This window comes from Desulfosarcina cetonica JCM 12296 (genome assembly GCF_001311845.1).
In the GTDB taxonomy this organism is placed as follows: domain Bacteria; phylum Desulfobacterota; class Desulfobacteria; order Desulfobacterales; family Desulfosarcinaceae; genus Desulfosarcina; species Desulfosarcina cetonica.
Map to the genome: position 1 here is coordinate 46841 of NZ_BBCC01000006.1, position 17548 is coordinate 64388.

Consider the following 17548-nt stretch of genomic DNA (forward strand, 5'->3'; position numbering starts at 1 on the left):
GCATTTTTACCGTTTCGTTCCTTTCCGGCCTCTTCCACTCAACTCGCATTGGGTGAAATTCACCTTTTCACCGCATCCGGGACAACGATGTTCTTTGTTGAATTCGTCCGAGAAAATTTCTATTTCTTTGCCGCAATTCGGGCACTGGCAGATAAACGAGTCCAACTCCCTGAACTGTTCAAAGCCGGGGCAATGTTGTGGTGTCGTCATGTCTTTCTCCTTTCTCCTTTTATTAGTAGAAGCAAACTGGATCATGTAATTGTAGCCCAAATCAATGTAGCCGATTTTTTTGAAGCCACAAGAGATCACTACCGCCTCAACCTCATCGGGAGCATTTCTCATGTGCTTGGGCGGGCCGAAGGACTGCTCCTCTTTTTTGCACTCGACAATAGCCAGACAACCTTCGGGTTTGAGCATTCTGAAAACTTCGGAAAAAATAGATGGCCCCGTTTTTCTTAAATTGAAAATATGAAGCACCGTGGCGATAAATACGGCATCCACACTGCTGTCCCGAATCGGCAATGGGGCGCAAATATCAGCTTTTAGAGCCACAATATTGCTCAGCTCCAGGGATTTTGCGATTTTTGCCAGGCTGTCGATCAGATGTTGCCATTTGTCGAAGGCATACACTTTACCGCCGTGACCGACAATTTTCGCCGCCTCGACGGTGTAATCGCCGGCACCACAGCCCAAATCGACGAAAACATGTCCAGCTTTTAGCGGCAAGTGCCCCAATACCATTTTGGGCTCGTGCAACCATGCGCTACTGGGACCGCGCCCATCGTGCTCTTTTCCACCGTTATACTTATGATGGCAATCGTTTCCATGTTTAGAATTCATTGTCTTCTCTTTTCCGGTTCTATTCCGTAAAAACATCAAGGGGATGTCAGTTTTCCTTCATTGGCGCCTCCCGTTAAATCCTTGCACATGATATCCATGAGTCGGCCTATCGTTGTTCGGTTGGTCCGTGCCAGGTCGGTCAGGGGTTGGTTCGGGGATTTAACAACAATGTGGTTCAGGGTAAGCTTGGCAATCGATTTCTCCGGATCCCATCCCATGTACCGAGCGATTTGCGACACGGGATACTCAGCGGCGGCCCCATAGGGCGGGGAACCGTATTCTTCAATGGACGACATGCGACAAGCCCTTGCGATACCGATTAGCTGGCCCATGGGTGGAATCTCATAATACCCCCCCACACAGACATAAAGGGTCAGGATAAGCGATACGGCCAGGGGAAGGCTTTCATATCCGGACTTTTTTTTCTTGACGTAGGCCAGCAATAGGGGCCAGTTCAGGTAGCATGCACCACCATAGCAAGACAAAAGAGCATGCCGGAGTTCAAATGAAGGACTCCCCAGTGATGACGGGAAAGCCCCAGGAATGTCCATGGACAAAAATGACTGACATGGCCGGCGGGTCCCAGATAAAGCACGGTACTGGTGACAAGCATGACCAATCCGGAAAAAGCCAGGGTTAGAGACGTACATTTTTTAAGCATGGTATCCCCTCAAAGATAATAGAGAAACGAATCGATCTTTGTGCGGTCATTCTCATTTTGGTTGCCATCAAACGTCAGATTGAGGACAGGCTTGGAACCGGCGGTTTCAAATTCTTTTCTCACGATATTCAGCGATATTCCCGTATTCTCATAGGCGGATGAGAGGGTAACGATTCCATCAATGCGCCGCAGGTCGCCGGTTATTTTCGCCTGCCGATACCTTCCAAAATTGCCGGCATAATAGCCGATGGTCCTGTCCGCCCGTTCAATGAGGCTTCTGGATCGGGCTCGAAAGGACCTTCCCCGGAAATGCATTCTGACAAGCGGATCATGGCATTTCGCATTTCGCCGATTCGTCCTTCAAGAAACGGTGTTTTACCGTTCCGGCCGATAAAATCCCGCCACAGCATCCACATATACTCGGCAAGTGGCGCATAGATGACACGATGGCTCTGCTTTTCCAGGTTACGCAATGCGTAATCATTCAAGAAATCATTGAACACAATCAAGGGCTCTCCGACGACCAGGATCCTTTTGCCGTTCCGGCCGAATCCGGTTTTTGGGGCAATCGTGCCGGCAACCGTCATGAGTTCCTCTATGTCAAAGCGCCCCTTATCGATTGTGGCGATAATGGTGTTCATAAGCGCACCCCGTTGTTTAATGGAGGCAAACCGGATGAGATCGCCGGCAAGCAGCCCCAGAAAAACCGGCCAGGCCACTTCGAAACCGCGGCTTGGAACATCCTCCATATACGGGGCTAAGATGCCGACATGGTTGTATCCCTCCCCATCCAGCTTGGCACGAATGAAGCGATTGGCCTGACCGTCGATTTCCGCCCCCTCATTTTGCGGAATCACAAAAACTGCCTTGTTGTCGCACATTTTTCCGTCTTCGACCGCACGGAGCACATCACCCAAAAGGGCTGTCAGGGAGTAGTATTCATTGGTCACCGTGTGACGCCGGCCTAGGTCGATGGACGTCGCATCGGTTTCTGGAAGGACGACGGCGTGGATTCCTCTGGAAATGATAATTCTCGCGAAAATTTCAGAGTACGGATACAGGTTCGTCAGGTAGAGTGTGGATGCCGGATCAATCTCGGTCATATCCGTCTTGATGTTCACCGGGTGGCGGACAATACCTTTTGAATAAGTTTGCGGATCCAGGCTGTTCACGAAGGCTTCGAGCCGGGTGATGACGCCCACGTCCGAGGCATGCTCGTCCACCTCGATATTCAGGTAGGGTTTGCCTTCCATCAATTCCGCGAAATAGTGGGTCAGGACCGAATCCGGCCCGCAGCCGTGATGGGTCAGGAGAATGGGGTACAAGTTGGGATGGGCCTTGATGAAATGCGCCGGCTCCAAAATATGCTGGCCAAAAGGCCAGAACATGTTCGGATGCTCCTTTGAGATGTCTCCCGGGGGCAAGTGATGAAACCCCAGGACCGGATAGCCCATGGCCGTCAGCCTTTCGGGAATGCCCATGTTAAGGACCGGGTCGGCGATCCCGTAAATTTTCGAAATCAGAACAAACGTCTTTTTCGAGGGATCCATCCGACTTAAAACCGCTTTACCGTTTTCCTCGATCCGCGCTTCAAATGCGTGAAATGCCGCCATAGCCTGTTGAAGGGCGGGGTGGATTTCAGCATCGCTACGATGAAGCTGCCGGCCCAGGTCAGAGAACTGCTTCATCATGAACGCCCGGCCCTGGTTGAAGGCGATGGTCGGCGAGAGAAGTTCGATCCCCTTGGCATCCAGGTCCATGGCCCGGCGGATCACCTTGAATGCCAACTGCATGAAGGCGCATCCATAATTTTGCCGCGTATGGGACCCGGGATGGTCCACGGTGTAAAGGTCCGGGAAGAAAATGTAGTCCACTTTCTTTCGAACCAACTCCGCCATGTGACCGTTGATCAGTTTGACCGGGTAGCAGGCCTCGTCCAGGGAATATTCCTGCCCCAGCCGGACGGTTTCGTCACTGGTGGTATCCGAAAGCAGTACATTGAAGCCCAATGCCTTGAAAAATGCATGGAACATGGGGAACATGCCGTAAGTAAAGAGTGCCCGGGGGATGCCGACAGTCTTTTTGTTCTCTTCAAGGGCCTCGTTATACCCTTGGAAAAAGATATTTGCCATTTGAACGTCGAAGCGTTGGGCCTTTTTTCCCGTCACGCTTTCAGACGGCTTCCGGATTTCGGTCGGTGCCACGGGATCGATATCGAATCCCCTGAATACTGTTTTTCCGCTTTCGTTTCCCTCCCGCGCCAGGATAGACACGCCATATGCACCGGTGACACTGAAGAACGGCGGCACATGGATTTCCCTGCCGGTCAGTGCCCTGAAGGCATTGACGACCCCTTGATTATAGGCCACGGCGCCCTGGAAAAAGATTGTATCCCCAATGGGTTTGTGTCCCACGACCCGGTTAAGATAATTTTTCGTGATGGCGTAGCACAGCCCGGCGGCAATATCCTCGCGTTTTGCTCCCCCGGATAGATTCGCGGCAACGCTGCTCTCCATGAACACCGTGCAGCGTTCTCCCAGGTGGGTGGGCGCTTCGCCGGCGAGGGCCATATCGCCGAAATCCTCGATGGGAATATCAAATTTATTGGTCTGCTCATCAAGGAACGAACCGGTTCCCGCAGCACAGATCTTGTTCATCTGAAAATCCGTCACCTTGCCGTTTTGCAAACGAATATACTTTGAATCCTGCCCGCCGATTTCGAAAATCGTATCCACATCCGCATCCAGGGCGGCGGCAGCTCTAGCCTGGCTGGTGATTTCGTCCTTGACCACGTCGGCACCCACCAACCGGCCGATCAGATGCCGGCCAGAACCGGTGACACCGACGCCCTGGACCGCGATTGTCTCCCCGAATCCGAACTTCAGTTCGCCAAGCCCCCTACAGACACTCTCGATGGGCTTGCCGGCAGTTCTCAGGTATTTCAAGGCGATCAGACAGCCATCGGCATCCGACAGGACCAGGTTGGTGCTCGTCGATCCCACATCAATGCCGAGCCAGCATTTTAAACGTCCTGCCGTGCTTTCTAAGGGAATGGATACACAATTGTGTTTGTTTTCCCCATCATGGGAACCGAATGTGGCCAGGGGTGGAAGGTCATGCCGGACGTTTTCGTCGGAAAATGAAAGCGTGGTCTTATCCAGTTCATTAAGCAGCCGTTTCAAATCAAGTGCGGATTTTTGCCGGCTTGCCATGATCGCCGCGCCCAGAGCGCCCGCAACCGGAGAAAGTTCTGAAACAATCAAGGTGCCTGCGTCAAGTTTCAGCTCCTTTTCAAGGGCCCGAACAATGGCCGGATTTTTGGCCACACCGCCCGCAAACAAAATTGGTTTGCGCCGGGGCAGGCTGCCCATGACCGCGGCGCGATAATTTCTCACCATGGCATGGGCAAGCCCCAGTACGATATCGGCCAGCGGAACCCCTTCCTGCAGGTGATGGGTGACATCGGTTTTGGCAAACACGCTGCACCGGCCGGCGATGCGCGGGATGGAATTGCCTTGGGCCGCATAAAGGCCGAACTCGTCCAACGCAAGGTCCAGCCGGGACGCTTGTTCTTCCAAAAAAGCACCGGTTCCGGCGGCACAACTGCTGTTCATGGAAATTTGTGTGCCGGATGGGGCCTGCCTGCTGGAATCGGTGATGTATTTCGCGCTTTGCCCGCCGATCTCGATAATCGAGGCCACATCCGCGTCAATGGACAGACCGCCCTGAACGATGGCGGCAACTTCATTGACGCAATCGATGCCGCCGCCACGGGAAAAACGTTTGCTACCGCTGCCTGTCACCGCGCCAAATATGAGTTCTTCCGGGCCGAGTATGGTCAGGATATCCGCCATGATTTTTCTTAAAACCATGGCAACATTGCCTTTATGCAGGCGATAGGCATGATGCATCACCGCGCCATGCCTATCGATTACGGCAGCTTTCACCGCTGCGTAGCCGATGTCGAGTCCCAGACAATATGCGGCTATCTTCGCTTCCATCCACACTACCTCCTTATGTGTTTGTACCCCGTGGCCCCTGCATTCGGTATCCTTGCTTTTCTTCAAATCGATTTGGTTTGAATGGCATCGATAATGTGTGACGGTTATGGAAAAGAGGGTTTTTATTTTTACGGCAGTATAATTTTAGTAAACATCGATATAGGCATTGTAGACCCTTCAACCCATACGTGTTTGGCACTATCTAAGCAGCGCTTTTCTTTCCGCTATCTCCTGGTCGAGATCCCAAACCTTGACATACTTGTCATTGCGATAGACCTCCAAACATTCGGCGCAAAGCGTTCCGTCTTCATCCAGCTTGCCTGAAACGCGCACCAGCTCGTTGACGCAACTGACTTTTTTCAAACGTGGCAGGTTGGCGACAAAATAATCTTTGCCGCTCTCATCGCAAAGCACAAAATCAGGTTCGAGGGCGATCTGTGCCTTGGTCAGCATGGCCGGATGCTTCTTTCCAAGGTAGGAGTATAGAGCCCCTTTGAAAGTTCCATTAACGGTTATTACATTTTCTGCCAAAGCAGTCGCCGCAGCCAGTATGATTGTCGCGGTTACCATCAATGTAATCGTTTTTCTCATTTTTCCCCCTCCTTTTTCGACTTAAGGTTTCAACGTTGCCTTTAAAACCCTCTTTCCAATACATTAATGAGATTCGATATGATTTCTTACGGGTTGTGTTCAGTACGGCCAGGCATCCATTGCTCCAATCATGCCTGCCGTCTTGTATTGGAAACAATCCCCCTGCCTTCGACCTGAAAGTATGGCTTTTCCGCGCAGGTCAGACAGATCCCGTTCAGTGCGGCTTTTGTCGCCATGAGCTGTTCGCCGCAGTTTTGACAGATAATGCTGTCAACAATCGGCGCGTATCCGGGCAAATCAACGCGAACCCGCTCGGCTGAAAAAACATTCTCGAAATCCTGTTTGATGAGGGCAAAGGCGGCTTCCCGGGCGGTATCCTTGAATCGCTTTTCATCTTCTTTGGTATGAACCCTATTCTTGATCACCTTCTCCATGAGCGGATAGAACGCCGGGACCAGGCGCCCGATGGTTTCACGAAAATCGGGGCGGGCACAAACACGCACGCCCATATCGTTTCCTCTGATAGCCAATGTCACGGCATGCTTTCCCAGGTCGCGATAGATCAATGCATTGTTGCCCAGGGTGCACCCCGATACCGCCTGCACACCATCGGCAAAACAGGCATTTATTTCAACGATGGCCATGAGGTTTTCCAGACCATCGGAACTTGTCACGGCAGCGTCGAATCGGTTGAGCCCATATAGCAGACTGAGCCCGTGCATGGACGCCATGACGCCAAGCGCACTGCCCGGGCAATAATGACCGTGGATCTCCGCCGTTTTTATTAGGCAGCGTGCCAAATCGCGCCTCTCGATGGCTTCGATGAAATCCGCCCTGGGATTTTGTTTCAGACGGTCATACTGGTCGACTTCTTCCATGAGTCGCCGCATCCATTCGGGCATCGACACCGCTTCCCGGGGATACCAACTGTTTACATAGGGCTTGATATCGACCACCGGGCTTCCGTCGATTGCGTCGAGACCGGAAACCTTGAGGATATTGCCCTTTCTTTCATGCAGCCGAACGACGCAGGCAAGCACCGGATTGGGCCGGGCCGGGCTGCAAGTGCAAAAAAGACCGACCTCGGGGATTTCTTTTCTGCCCATGGGGTGCACCCGTTTCAGGGCGCGTCCTTGCTCGTTCACTTTATGCGCCCAGTACAAGACGAGAAGATGGGAGTACGCTTCGATGCCCTTGAGTGCATCGCCCCAGTCTGCATCGACAATAATGGTTGAAATACGTTGGTCCAATTCGCGTACTTCTTCGCGTACCTTCTCCATACTTTTCTGCATGTCGAGGCCTTCGTTACCGGCGACCAGAAACGGCTCTTCGATTTCGTTTTTGATGACTCCTATGGGGCGAATCCTCGGAGAAAAAATAGTTTCGTCCCGGGAGCCGATGTTTTTACCAGCGGTTTCTTTATTTTTTTCCATTTTACAATTCCTCTCCGCCATTCCTTAGGCGGGCTTTTCAAACAGGCTCTTACAAACTATAGCGAACGGCCGCATAGACATTCGTGTTGTTTTCGAACTGGCCAAAAAAGGTATGGTCCACTTCTCCCATGAAAATGTTGGCGCCGGTTTCCAGAATAATACTGTCGGTGAAATCGTAGCTGATTTTGGGACGCAGATAAGTGTCTTTATCACTGGGGGAGTAGTAGCCGGACAGCGACAGCGCAAGGGTCTGGTTCATCAGCAATTGAGTGATTTGCAGAGTAATGACATGCCTGAACGCGTCCCGGGCCGGGATACCGGACAGGCTCTCCTCATAGGCTCCGTAATCCAGCAGTTGTTCCACGTAATATTGAAGGCTGGCGTTCAGATCCATCGCCAGGTCACGCGTATAGCCCACCACATAGCGAATTTCCGAGTTATCGATCAGCGGATCACCCCCGCCGGAATCCTCGGCCGAATCGTAATAGGCCAGTTCCAGGTTGCCGATCCCTCCGGCCACCTGTCCCCGGATACTGGCACCATAAACATTCAGTTCGGGGAAGATGGCTGTTCCGGATACGGTTTGGCCTCCGGGTCGTTTCCAGAAGCCCCAATACCCATATACCGCCAGTTCGTAATTGCTGATATTGCGGTAGAGACGCACGGCCAGTTCGTCATCCTCGAACCAGCGATCGGGCCGGTCGGCATGGATGATGTCGTTCCGCCCGGCATGGCCGGCCGCGGCTACATCCCAATAGGAGATATACTCACCGGTGATATAGCGGTCGGGATCGAACCGCGGGGTGTACACCAGGTCGAGGTTGGCCAGCTCTGTGAAAAGGCTGATCTTCGCGGCATCCGAGGGCGCCTTCAGGTACTCGCTGTCTCGCCCGATGAAATAGGACTGCCAATCCTTGGGAAAGAGGTCATTGAGAAAAACCAGATCCCCCGTGCCCCAGGTCAGGACCTGACGGCCGATCTTGAGATCCAAGAAACCGGACGGGCGCGAGAAAACCCAGGCCTCGCGGACATCTCCCTCTCCTTTCTCGGTAACGCCGTCGGCCCACACATCTCCCTTGAATTTGAACTCCGCCCAATCCGTGTAAGTAAACAGATCCGCCTGCAGCCTAACCTCCATCACCGAAATGTCCCTGGCCTCGGGATCGTCTCTTGTCCGGGTTCCGCCGCGCATCTCTAAAAATCCATGCACGTCCACCGGTCCGAGAAAATTCGGCCAGGCCTTCTCCTTCCCCTCGGCCCCATGGGTGGGAGCAACGGTCTGCATCAGGGAAAAAAGCAGTATCAGACAGCCTGTCTTGAAGATTCGTATCATCGCATAACATCCCTTGGCGGCCTTCTCAGGTAACGTTCGGAAAAAATATCGTCGCGGATGCCGACATTGTAGCGAACATCGGAAACGGTCATTTTCGTCGTACTGCCACTTTCCAGGTTTTTGGCCATGGAAACGGTGACCGTCGGATAGATGACCGGCCGGCCGTTTTGCTTGGCTTTAATGGCATCCACCTGCAATGATTCAATCACCCGGTAAGCCCGGCCGTCATTCTTAAAGAATTCGATTTTCATCGGCAAAAAACTCTTTTTGTCGATATGGGCGATGTAGTGGGCAAACTCCACAGTATCGGGTTTTTTCGGCGTATTTTTAATCACATAATATTCCTCGGTGGTATCTACCAGTTCATGGAAATCGTCTTTTGGGCTGCGACCGGAAATATCCTCATATAGAAAGTCCGATCCCACAAAACTCGTCCGTTTATCGCTTGCGGCAATCCGCTTGACCAGATCCAGGCTCGGCATATAGAGCCACCGATCGTCGTCCTCTTCGAGATCGGCATGCTTATGCACCATGAACGTCATTTTGCGTACGTCGGCAGGTGCCTGAAAAAACGTGTAGTACTTCTGATTCCGATCCAGGTTGTCATCGTTTTTACGCAGACTGCTAAATGCTCTTTTGCGCATTCGCCCCTGTTTGTCCGTGATCGTCAAAGACACCTTCGATTGGGTGTCCACACCCTGGTAAAGGGCCATGTGGTTGGCTTTATGGATGATTTCATCGGCTGTCGGCGTTGCCGTTTGCGCCATGGCCGAACCGGTAGCAACAACAGCCCTGCCAGTGGAATTAAAAAGCGTCGTTTCATGAAAGGTCTCCCTTTTTCTATTATTTATGAGAAGTATTGATAGCGGCAGTACTGGCCGTTTCCGATGCCTGTGTGGTTGCTCTCGTTTTCGGTTTTTAAAAACCAATCTTCAAAGGCCGTCAGCATTGAAGGGAGAACCAGCAGGGTAACGATCCCGGAAAGGGTCATAATGGCGAACAGCATGATACCCATGGTTTTATAAGGGACAATCGGCCCGATCAAAAGCGGCAGAAAACCAATGGCGATGACCAGCACGTTACGGCTGATCGCCCGAGCCGGTTCGCCGAACAGGTGGCCATTGGTTTGTTCCCACGACCCGGTGGTGTTGTAGTAAACGCGCCCACGCTGCAAGAAATGGATGGCAAAATCCACCGCCATACCCAGTGCCAGGACCCCTAAAACGGCAACCGGCAAATCGTAATCCTTGCCGGAGATGCCGATCATACCGTAAATCGTCAAGATCGTGATGGTCAGCGGCACCATGCAAAGCAGGCCCCAGCGCAAGGAGCGGAACAAAAACGCCATCATGACGAAAACCACGGCAAAACTTCCGATGAACGAACGCAGCATGGCAGGAGTCAGCTTTTCCTGCAGCACCAGGTTGATATAATGCAGGCCGGCCCAACGTTGGGTTATGCTAAACGGCGCGGGATTCTCTTTCATATAGGCATCGACGGCCTCTACAGCGGATTTCATGGCACTGCTGTCCCCGCTTTTCAATTGCATCCATAGATTGGCCTGCATGAAGTCCGGCGTAACCATGTGCCACAGGTCACCAGGCCGATGCCCCTGCTGGAATTGCAAGTAACATTCGGCGATGCCCTGCAGCGTATCCGGGATACGGTAGTTTTCCGTCTTGCCGTCAATCATCTCTTGATTGATTTTGCGCACCACATCCACCACGGAAGTAGTTTTCCCCACCAGCCCGGTTGCCTCCATATGTTTTTGCAGTCCGGCCATGTAGGCCAGCATCTCCGGACGCTTGAAGATCTTCAATTTTTCTTTTTCCACGCCGATGGTTGTGTGAAGCGCGTCGTAGGCATAAAAATCCTCATCGGAAGCCGTTTGAGCGCGTCGGTCCACCTCCTTTATCATGGCGTCCAGGAAATCCTTTCTGGATTGGATGTGACCGGCCTGTTCCGATGCATGCCGAACGAGCCTCTGGCCAAGGCGGGTGCATTGTTGAATTCCGTTTGAATGCTTTCGGCATATTTCATCAGGCCCGAGGAGAATCTTTCGATCATGTCGGGAGTAAAACTGTCCGCCTTGGGTGCCTGCAATATCAGATAGGCCGTATATGTGCCTTCCAAATGACGGTTCAGGGCAATATCGGCCTTGCGAATGGGATGGGTGTCGACGAACCGCTTGGCATAGTTGTCATTGACATGGATTTGCGTGGTTCCCCAAATGGCCACGCCCAGCAGGATGACAAACACACCCAACAGTCCTTTGGGATGATTAAACGTCAGCCGGCCGGTGGCCCGCAGTACTTTGGTCAGCAGGCCTTCCTTTTCTTTTTGCATGGCGGACATACCGAAATTGATCAATTTGTCTTTGGGAATCATCATGATATAGGCCGGTACGAAAATAACCGTATACAGCCAGGCGATCATAACCCCGGTGCTGAGAAAGGCACCGAAGATTTGGGCTGGTGGAATGGGCGCAAAAACCAGGGAAGCAAAGCCGGCCGCAGTGGTCAACGAGGTATAGAGAATCGGGACGTACAGTTCGTCCATCACGGCACGGATCGTCTCTTTACGCCCCTTTTCATCGGTGTAGACATCGAAAAATTCCGACAGGATATGAATGGCGCTGACCGTGCCGATACACATTAAGAAAATCGGAATCATCGAGCTTAAGATGTGAACCTGAAATCCGAGGGCGATCATCAGCCCCATGGTGGACAGGACCGAAAACATAGCGATGATCATGGGGAGGATGACCAACCGCCATTTCCGGAAAAACAGTACCAACAAGGCGAAAATAACCGCCATGGCCATCGGCGTGCCAATGCCCATCTGGGAAAACATCTCCACGCCGATGGCGACTTCCGCCACCGGCACCCCGGCGATATGATAGGTTTCCTTCCCGCCCAACGAATCGATCTTCTTCTTCAGTTCTTCATTGATGCGGTAGCTCAAGTGCTTGTCGGTCAGGGGCAGGTAAATACAGATCACCTTGCCGTCTTCGGAAAACATCCGCCCTTTAAGCATGGGATTGGAATAGGCCTTGTCCCGAATGGCCCGGGCGGCTTCCCTGGTTTCCGGTGGCCTGGACATGAGCCATTCGAACTTGATTTCTCCGGGTCCGCCCTGATGCATGTGGTCAACCAATGACGGTCCGACCATATCCACCTCGATAACACCGGAGACGTTGCCGGGCTTGCTTTCATCCGGCCAGCGAAGGGTTTTGGCAAATTGGGTTAATTCGTAGACATGCCGCAAAGTTTCCGGGTTGAAAACTCCGTCGGGGTCGTGCTCGTTGACAACACCGACCACAACGGTTTCACTGAGCGTAAATTCTTTTTTGGACAAATTGTGAAAAACACGCTGCGGATCATTTTTGGGAATCATGTTTTCGGGATCCGTGTCCACCTGAATCCATGGGAAAAAAAGACTCATCGAAACGGTAAACAAAACCATGATCAGCGTTGCCAGTCGATAATGATTGATTGAGAAATCAATTAATGTGGTTTTTAGCGTTTTCATCTCCACTCCTCGCGACACTATAGTTAAGCAGCTTAACTATAAGGCAAAAAAAATTAGCTTTTGGAATGCCGGGAAAGACGTTTTTCCATTACCCCACCCAGGGTTTCCATCAAAACCGACAATGTCGCGATCTGGGAAATGGGGAATGTGCTCAAGCTATTTACCAATTCGGTAAAATCCTTACCGTGGAAATGCTCGTGGGCACGAAAAGCGCACCACCCCAGTTCGGTCAAAAAAAAGTTCAAATTCCTTGTTGCTGTGGGCGGCGGGACGTTTGTGCAGAAAACCCCTTTTTTCAAGCTTTGCAACCAGTTGAGAGGCCGCGCTTTTGGTGATGCCGAAATGGTGGGCCACCTGGGTGACGCTATTGCCCACCTCCTCGCCGATGGCTTGGAGGGTATGGGCTTCCCGGGTTGACACCGAGGTTTGATCATTTACGGGAATCGGCATGGCTTCGATACGCGCATATAAGTGCGCGATCCGCAAGAGTCCGTAAATGGCGTGCCGGATCAAGTCTTCTTTGGTATCCATGAAAACTTAGTAAAGCTTCTTAACCAATCAGTCAAGCATAAAATAAGGCCGGCTCGGAAAAATCTAATGTGGCAGGAAATCCGATGGGAGTTCGATGGAAATTCGGAATCAGATCCGTCAAAGGGCGGCGGCAGGTCAAGGCTCTTGCCTTGATTAACCCCAGGTCGAATCGGTTTGCACGCCGTTTTGCATTTATTTCTCTTTTGGGCATGTTTTCCGAGCGTTCCGCTCCGCCCTCATTTCGCTCATCGCTTTGTCTCGGCAACATTCACATCGGGTACCGTCTTCTATCACCCCTCCATGATTGTCGATGCTGACCGGAAAAACGGGCGTGGTGGATATCGATGCGGAAGTAAAACGGCGGGATTCGGTGGCGGCTGGACCTATTTGGGGGGCCTTGTCATCCAAGATCTTTTTTGAGTTAAAGTTCGTCCCAATTGAACGGCAGGTGGGGATTTGAAGTAACGTTGAACGCCTCGCCCTGGCTGGGAGCGGAATAAATCCCCAGCCAGTCGATGGGAAAGAGTTTTGCGATCGTGGTCTGGAAGACTTGCCACAGCTCTTTATAGTCGCTGATATCCGTTAGCGTATGGCTCAGTTCGGCGGCTACGTTTTTCTTTTTCAAGGTCGCAATCCGTGCTTCCGCACAAACGCCCCGATCTTTTCTATCGCCGCCGTGGCCTCCGGCAGAAAGGGTGCGAAACCCTGGAACACGTGCGGCATCCCCTCCCATATGTCAAGGGTCACGTCGCACCCCTGCGCGGTGGCATGCTCGGCCAGACGCGTTGAATCATCCAACAAAACTTCCCAATCCCCGACCTGCAACAAGAGCGGCGGCAATCCGGTATAATTACCGAACAGCGGCGATGCATACGGATGGGTCGGTTCAATCTGCCTGCCAGGTAGATGGGAATCAGGGCAGGCAGGATGTCCGGGTGAATGATGGGGTCTACAGACGCCCGGCTAGCCAGCGAAGGACTTTTTCCGGTAAAATCGGTTGCCGGGGAAATGGCCACAACGGCCGTCGGCAGCGGCAAGGAATCATCGTTGATCTTCAGCAGGCTGGCCAAGGCCAGATTGCCGCCGGCGGAGTCACCCATCAAAAAAGTGGCTGACGCCGGCCATGGGTTGTGCGGCCCGTTTTCACGCATCCACTGATAGGCCTGTACGCAATCATCCAAACCGGCTGGAAAGGGGTGCTCCGGCGCCAGGCGATAATCCACGGCAAGGACCACGGCCCCGGTGGCTTGGGATATGCGGGATAAAAAGGCGCGATAACCGGCGAGCGATCCCGAGATCCATGAACCGCCGTGAATATAGAGAATCCGCCGATGGGCATCGGCGCCGCTGGCCATCACCCATTCCATGGGAATATGATCGGTTTTCACCGGATGCCACTGCCCATGCACGTGCGATGTTGACGGGTGCACACAAAAATAACGATCGATCAACTTGCGCCTGGCATCAAGGTCATGAATCAGTTTGAAGGCTTGCGCGGAGATGGCCCGCAGATGATCGATCACTTTTTCTGCGGGCGGATGCCCATCATCGCCCGAGGATTCGCTGGGCCGCAGGCGGTGGGCATCGATCAACTCCCGGATACGAACCAACTCGTCATGGATTTCGGCAAGGTCCGGCGGCTTGGCAGCCGCCGGCATGGGGTCCGGACGCTCAGCGGATTTCATTCTCAGATCCTGCCGGGCCCCTTGGATGGTGAACTTCTTATCGTACAAGAGGTGTTTGATTCTCAAAATGAGAAGGACATCCTGACGACGATAGAGCCGCTGACCGGATTCGGTGCGTTTGGGTCTGATCTGCCGGAATTCCGTCTCCCAAAAGCGCAGGACATACGGCAGAACACCGGCGATCTGGGCCACTTCGCCAATTTTGAAGTAGAACTTGTCCGGAATGCTTACCGCGTCGCTGGATGCTTCAGTCATTGCCATCATCCATTTCGGTGGGTTCGCTGCCGGTGGCCATGGACAGCGGGTTAACCCGCATCCCTATCGCGCACATCCGAGGGAACGCTAACATCCCCGCCGCCGTACACGTTCACAGGGTTGAAATAACCAATGTTTTGTAACTTCTGGATCAGTAAGCGTTTACAGGGTGCCACAGATGTGCGGCGCCGGCACGCAGACGTATTGGTCATACGTCAAGTGTCCGGCAACAAAGCAGATGTGGTGCCCTGTGAAGGCTTACCCGCCGCCCGGTCAGGTCGGCAGCGACGCACCAAACTCGCTGATCAATCGCTCGGTCAAATGACGATGAAGATCATTGATGGCGTCATCTTCCAGGGTCCGTTCGGCGGATCGGTAGACGACACGGAAAGAGACGCTCTTTTTCCCGGCCGGGATGGGATCGCCGGCAAAAACGTCGAAGAGGTAAAGGTCTTCGACGAGTTCTTCCTTGAACCGGGCAACCTTTTCCAGCAGGCGATCGGCTTCGACATCCTGATCGACAATCACGGTAATATCCCGAGAGGTCGCCGGGAATCGGGGAATCGGTCGCATTTGCTTGTCGCCGGGCATCCGCTCGATCAGCTTTTCAAGGTCGAGTTCAAAAATGAATGCCGGTTGTTTGAGGCTGTAGTTAGCGGTCACGTCGGCATCCACCTCGCCGACGATGCCGAGCATCTCACCCTCGGCCAGGATTTTCGCCGTATGGCCCGCCCGCGTGTAGCGGCAATCCGCGTCCGAAAGCGCGGTAAACACCAGTCCATCGATCCCCAGGGCCAGAACCAACCCCTCCACGGCGCCCTTGATATCAAAAAAGTCGCAAGCCCGTTCCCGGGTATGCCAGGACGTCTTGGCCGCCGAACCGGTCCAGAGGCCGACCAGCATCTCCTTTTCCAGGGGCAAGAGTTCATCGGGCCGGGGAAGGAACACTTTTCCGATCTCGAACAGCCGCAGATGATTTTGCTGCCGAGAAATGTTGCGCTGGGCCGTCTCCAGCATTCCCGGCACGAGGCTCGTGCGCATTACCGCCTGATCCTCGGATATGGGGTTGAGCAGGGCAACGTGCCGGCGAAGGGGATCATCGGCATCCAGCTGGATGTGATCACAGGACGCGGCGCTGATAAAACTGTAATTGACGGCCTCTGAAAATCCGAAACCGCAGAGAATTCCCCGCACCTGGTTGCGGACGACCATCATGGGGGACGGCAGCGTTCCCTGGGCCGGCAGTTGGGGAAAGGTTGTCGGGATCTGGTTGTAACCGGAAAGCCGGGCAACTTCTTCCATCAAATCCTGGGGACGGGAAACATCCACCCGGAAGGAAGGAACCTCGACCCGAAGCAGATCTTCGCCCTCCGCTTGAGCTTTGAAACCGACGCCTTCCAGCAGACGATGCATTTGCGGCCGGTCCAGCGCCGTGCCAAGCAGCCCATTCGTAGCCTGGACACCCAACGGAATCACGGGTGGCTGTTGGGTACGGAAATCCGCATCAATGATCCCCCCACCAGTTGGCCCCTTCCCAAAAGGGCCATCAACTGGGCCGCCCGGTTGAGGGCGAACAGGGTCCCATCGGGATCCACGCCGCGTTCGAAACGATGGGACGCATCGGTGCTGAGGCCCAGGGCCTTGGACGTTCTACGGATGCTGATCGGGTCGAAGCAGGCGCTCTCGATCAACACCCGCGTCGTGCCATCCTCGATCTCCGAATTGAGGCCGCCCATCACGCCGCCCACGGCAACCGGTTTTTCACCGTCGCAAATCATCAACATCTGGTCGGAGAGCCGCCGCTCTTTTTGATCCAAGGTGGTGAACGCCTCTCCCTCTGCCGCGGTCCGCACGACGATGCGGTGGTCGGCCAGGTGGTCGAAATCGAAGGCGTGCAGCGGTTGGCCCGTTTCCAGCATCACGAAGTTGGTCAAGTCAACCAGGTTGTTGATCGGTCGCACACCGACCGAACGCAACCGGTTCTGAAGCCAGAAGGGCGACGGTGCCACGGTGACCCCTTCGATCAGCCGAGCCGCGTAACGGGGACAGTGGTCCGGCGCGTCGATCGTCACCGACGTGAGGGCGTTGATATCGCCCGCCGTCTCGGGCAGGTCGAAAACCGGCGGCTTCATCTCGACGCCCTGGATGGCGGCGACTTCCCGCGCCACGCCGATCATGCTGAGGCAATCGGGCCGGTTGGGCGTCAGGCCGATCTCAAACACGGTGTCGTCGAGATCAAGCGCCTGTTTGAGCGCAAGGCCCGGCGCAAGGTCGGCATCCAGCGCCATCAGGCCGGACCCATCGAGCCCCAGCTCGAGTTCGGTCTCGCTGCACAGCATGCCTTCGGACGCCACGCCGCGGATCACGGTTTTCTCCAGTTTGATTCCGCTGGGCAAACAACTCCCCACTTGCGCCAGGGGAACATTCATCCCCGCCGCCACATTGGGTGCCCCGCAAACCACCGTGAACCGTTCACTGCCGGCGTCCACCTCACAAAGCTTGAGCCGATCGGCATTGGGATGCGGCGACACCGTCAGCACCCGACCGACAACCACCGTATCCAGATAGGCGTAACGATCCTCCACCACCTCGACTTCCAGCCCGACCATGGTCAGTGCATCGGCCAGCGCGGCGACCGACATGGTGATGGGCACGTATTCTTTCAGCCAGTCTATACTTACTTTCAT

General features: G+C 53.8%; 14 protein-coding genes and 1 pseudogene. All 15 read right to left on the reverse strand.

The window, feature by feature from the left end:
* Window positions 1-6 precede the first annotated feature (6 nt).
* Window positions 7-840, reverse strand: coding sequence for a class I SAM-dependent methyltransferase (locus JCM12296_RS02445; protein WP_246803925.1), 834 nt, complete (start codon window positions 838-840; stop codon window positions 7-9).
* Window positions 841-875: 35 nt separating this feature from the next.
* Window positions 876-1325: a hypothetical protein gene (locus JCM12296_RS02450; RefSeq protein ID WP_246803931.1), complete on the reverse strand. Its 450-nt coding sequence runs from the start codon at window positions 1323-1325 to the stop codon at window positions 876-878.
* Window positions 1295-1501: a DUF4405 domain-containing protein gene (locus JCM12296_RS43265; protein ID WP_306303938.1), complete on the reverse strand. Its 207-nt coding sequence runs from the start codon at window positions 1499-1501 to the stop codon at window positions 1295-1297. Before JCM12296_RS43265 ends, JCM12296_RS02450 begins: the two co-directional genes overlap by 31 nt.
* 200 nt (window positions 1502-1701) lie before the next feature.
* On the reverse strand, window positions 1702-5502 hold the full coding sequence (locus JCM12296_RS02455) for an acyl-CoA dehydratase activase (RefSeq protein ID WP_157067316.1): 3801 nt from the start codon (window positions 5500-5502) through the stop codon (window positions 1702-1704).
* A gap of 198 nt (window positions 5503-5700) precedes the next feature.
* Complete coding sequence (locus JCM12296_RS02460) at window positions 5701-6093, reverse strand: hypothetical protein (protein ID WP_054689405.1); 393 nt, start codon at window positions 6091-6093, stop codon at window positions 5701-5703.
* Window positions 6094-6221: 128 nt separating this feature from the next.
* Complete coding sequence (gene tsaA, locus JCM12296_RS35725; RefSeq protein ID WP_083455735.1) at window positions 6222-7526, reverse strand: tRNA (N6-threonylcarbamoyladenosine(37)-N6)-methyltransferase TrmO; 1305 nt, start codon at window positions 7524-7526, stop codon at window positions 6222-6224.
* 49 nt (window positions 7527-7575) lie between these two features.
* On the reverse strand, window positions 7576-8859 hold the full coding sequence (locus JCM12296_RS02475) for a hypothetical protein (RefSeq protein WP_054689408.1): 1284 nt from the start codon (window positions 8857-8859) through the stop codon (window positions 7576-7578).
* Window positions 8856-9626: an outer membrane lipoprotein-sorting protein gene (locus JCM12296_RS02480; RefSeq protein WP_054689410.1), complete on the reverse strand. Its 771-nt coding sequence runs from the start codon at window positions 9624-9626 to the stop codon at window positions 8856-8858. Before JCM12296_RS02480 ends, JCM12296_RS02475 begins: the two co-directional genes overlap by 4 nt.
* An 80-nt stretch (window positions 9627-9706) precedes the next feature.
* The gene (locus JCM12296_RS02485) at window positions 9707-10777 is read right to left on the reverse strand and encodes an MMPL family transporter (RefSeq protein ID WP_054689412.1); all 1071 of its coding nucleotides are present in this window, start codon (window positions 10775-10777) and stop codon (window positions 9707-9709) included.
* On the reverse strand, window positions 10774-12390 hold the full coding sequence (locus JCM12296_RS02490) for an efflux RND transporter permease subunit (RefSeq protein WP_054689414.1): 1617 nt from the start codon (window positions 12388-12390) through the stop codon (window positions 10774-10776). Before JCM12296_RS02490 ends, JCM12296_RS02485 begins: the two co-directional genes overlap by 4 nt.
* A 180-nt stretch (window positions 12391-12570) precedes the next feature.
* Window positions 12571-12921, reverse strand: coding sequence for a MarR family winged helix-turn-helix transcriptional regulator (locus tag JCM12296_RS02495; RefSeq protein WP_218187943.1), 351 nt, complete (start codon window positions 12919-12921; stop codon window positions 12571-12573).
* 421 nt (window positions 12922-13342) lie between these two features.
* Window positions 13343-13654, reverse strand: coding sequence for a hypothetical protein (locus JCM12296_RS02505; protein ID WP_157067317.1), 312 nt, complete (start codon window positions 13652-13654; stop codon window positions 13343-13345).
* Window positions 13543-14870: pseudogene (locus JCM12296_RS02510) on the reverse strand (alpha/beta hydrolase fold domain-containing protein). Before JCM12296_RS02510 ends, JCM12296_RS02505 begins: the two are co-directional and overlap by 112 nt.
* A 264-nt stretch (window positions 14871-15134) precedes the next feature.
* Complete coding sequence (locus JCM12296_RS43270; protein ID WP_246803926.1) at window positions 15135-16337, reverse strand: phenylalanine--tRNA ligase subunit beta; 1203 nt, start codon at window positions 16335-16337, stop codon at window positions 15135-15137.
* Window positions 16334-17548 (reverse strand): phenylalanine--tRNA ligase subunit beta, encoded by a 1215-nt coding sequence (gene pheT / locus JCM12296_RS43275; protein WP_246803927.1) that lies wholly within the window; start codon window positions 17546-17548, stop codon window positions 16334-16336. The genes JCM12296_RS43270 and pheT overlap by 4 nt, the downstream gene beginning before the upstream one ends.

What these genes read in the sequence shown, in the direction of transcription:
- JCM12296_RS02460 (WP_054689405.1), bottom strand. Translation starts at nt 6,093, where the DNA reads ATGAGAAAAACGATTACATTGATGGTAACCGCGACAATCATACTGGCT.
- JCM12296_RS02495 (WP_218187943.1), bottom strand. Translation starts at nt 12,921, where the DNA reads ATGGATACCAAAGAAGACTTGATCCGGCACGCCATTTACGGACTCTTG.
- JCM12296_RS43265 (WP_306303938.1), bottom strand. Translation starts at nt 1,501, where the DNA reads ATGCTTAAAAAATGTACGTCTCTAACCCTGGCTTTTTCCGGATTGGTC.
- JCM12296_RS02455 (WP_157067316.1), bottom strand. Translation starts at nt 5,502, where the DNA reads ATGGAAGCGAAGATAGCCGCATATTGTCTGGGACTCGACATCGGCTAC.
- JCM12296_RS02505 (WP_157067317.1), bottom strand. Translation starts at nt 13,654, where the DNA reads ATGGGAGGGGATGCCGCACGTGTTCCAGGGTTTCGCACCCTTTCTGCC.
- pheT (WP_246803927.1), bottom strand. Translation starts at nt 17,548, where the DNA reads ATGAAAGTAAGTATAGACTGGCTGAAAGAATACGTGCCCATCACCATG.
- tsaA (WP_083455735.1), bottom strand. Translation starts at nt 7,526, where the DNA reads ATGGAAAAAAATAAAGAAACCGCTGGTAAAAACATCGGCTCCCGGGAC.
- JCM12296_RS02490 (WP_054689414.1), bottom strand. Translation starts at nt 12,390, where the DNA reads ATGAAAACGCTAAAAACCACATTAATTGATTTCTCAATCAATCATTAT.
- JCM12296_RS02485 (WP_054689412.1), bottom strand. Translation starts at nt 10,777, where the DNA reads ATGATAAAGGAGGTGGACCGACGCGCTCAAACGGCTTCCGATGAGGAT.
- JCM12296_RS02445 (WP_246803925.1), bottom strand. Translation starts at nt 840, where the DNA reads ATGAATTCTAAACATGGAAACGATTGCCATCATAAGTATAACGGTGGA.
- JCM12296_RS02480 (WP_054689410.1), bottom strand. Translation starts at nt 9,626, where the DNA reads ATGGCGCAAACGGCAACGCCGACAGCCGATGAAATCATCCATAAAGCC.
- JCM12296_RS02475 (WP_054689408.1), bottom strand. Translation starts at nt 8,859, where the DNA reads ATGATACGAATCTTCAAGACAGGCTGTCTGATACTGCTTTTTTCCCTG.